We start from the raw sequence: 1,668 nt of genomic DNA, 5'->3' as shown, positions 1-1,668 counted from the left end.
TCCCCTGCCCTGTCGGGGCTCCATTCGGCTGTCTCGGTAGGCTGCCGGCTACGGCGAAGGTGACCCAAGGCGGTGGAGGTGACCGAGGTGGAGCTGGACGAGGTGGAGCTGGATGCGCTGGTCGAGCAGGCCGTCGTCGACGCCTACGGCGAGGACGAACAGCTCACGGCCTTCCACGCTGTGATCGAGGACAACCTCGCCGTTCCCTTCCAGACCACCGTCCTGGGCGTGGACGTGACCGTCACGAAGATCGACCTGCGGTCCGACAGCGGCATCGTCGCGGTCTGCACCCGGGGGAAGCACCGCCAGGTGATCGGTATCCTGGACCTGCCGCTGCCCACCCCACCCCCGGGCGGGGCCGAATGGGTCGAGGCCTACCGGCACTGGGCATCCTGACGGTGACGCGACGATGAGCACATACCAGTACTACGAGTTCCTGGCCGTCGACCGGCCGTTGACCGCACAGCAGCAGGCCGAGGTCCGCACTCTGTCCACCCGGGCCCGGATCACCGCCACCAGCTTCACCAACGAGTACCACTGGGGCGATTTTCACGGCGATCCACGCATCATGATGGAGCGCTACTACGATGCCCACCTCTACCTCGCCAACTGGGGCACCCATCGGATCATGATCCGGCTGCCCCGCACCCTCCTCGACCTCAAGACCGTCCAGCGGTACACCGTCGAGCCTCACCTGACGGCCTGGACCGCCGGGGACCATCTCATCCTCGATCTGACCAGCGAGGACGACAGCGGGGACTGGGTGGAGGGCGCCGAGGACTCCCTGTCGGCCATCGTCGGTGCCCGCGCCGAGCTCGCCGCCGGGGACCCGCGGGCTCTCTACCTGGCCTGGCTCGCCGGCTACGGGACGTGGGAACGTGACGAGGACGTCTTCGGCGACGACGAGGAGGACACCCTCGAGCCACCGGTGCCCGCCGGGCTGGGTTCCCTCACCGCGCCGCAGCGGGCCCTGGCGGATTTCCTCCGCCTCGACGCCGACCTGCTCACCAGCGCGGCCCAGGCAAGCCCGCCCCTGGCAGCGGCCAGGGACGACCCCCGCGCACTCGCCGGATGGATCCGGGATCTCCCCGCCGGTGACAAGGAGAGCTTCCTGCTCCAGGTCGCGCACGGGGACGGCGCCCGGGTCCAGCTGGAGCTGCTGCGACGTTTCCGCGGTACGCCCGACAGCGGCGGGAACGGCCGTCCCCGCCGCACGGTCGCGCAACTGCTGGACACCGCCGCGGAGATCCGGCAGGAACGCCGGCGCCAGGAGCAGGCCGCCCGCGCCGAGGGGGAGGCCCGCCGCGCGCGGGAACGCGCGCTGGCCCGGGAGAAGCGGCTGGACGCGCTGGCCGGTGACCAGGAAACGGCCTGGGCGCGTGTCGACGCGCTGATCGACGGCCGCCGGCCGAGCGACTACGACGCGGCCGTCGAGATCCTCGAGGACCTCCGTGCTGTTGCCGCACGCGCCGGCCACAGCACGGAGTTCACACAGCGGTTCGCCCTCCTGCGCCAGCGGCATGCCCGCAAGCCCAGCCTTGTCGCACGTTTCGACCGCGCCGGCCTCGCTGACACCTCCACCGGCCAGTGATCCGCAGCCCGGGTAGCCGCCACGGATCCGCTGACAGGCTCATGCCGGTGACAGGCTCATGCCGGCTCATCACCGCA

The 1,668-nt window shown here is 71.0% G+C and carries 2 protein-coding genes; both read left to right on the top strand.

The features are described 5' to 3' along the window. Window positions 1-72 precede the first annotated feature (72 nt). Window positions 73-396: a hypothetical protein gene (locus AC5LUJ_RS21015; protein WP_493465578.1), complete on the top strand. Its 324-nt coding sequence runs from the start codon at window positions 73-75 to the stop codon at window positions 394-396. A gap of 13 nt (window positions 397-409) precedes the next feature. Beyond that, window positions 410-1,591 carry a hypothetical protein gene (locus AC5LUJ_RS21010; protein ID WP_250287286.1) on the top strand — a complete coding sequence of 394 codons (1,182 nt, stop codon included), beginning with the start codon at window positions 410-412 and terminating at the stop codon, window positions 1,589-1,591. Window positions 1,592-1,668: the final 77 nt, after the last annotated feature.

It is taken from the genome of Protofrankia sp. CiP1_Cm_nod3, from assembly GCF_982290655.1.
The sequence above is the reverse complement of the archived record's forward strand: the minus strand, read 5'-3'. Positions and strand labels throughout refer to the sequence as shown.

Coding starts and splice junctions, on each gene's coding strand:
- AC5LUJ_RS21010 (WP_250287286.1), top strand. CDS start 410: ATGAGCACATACCAGTACTACGAGTTCCTGGCCGTCGACCGGCCGTTG.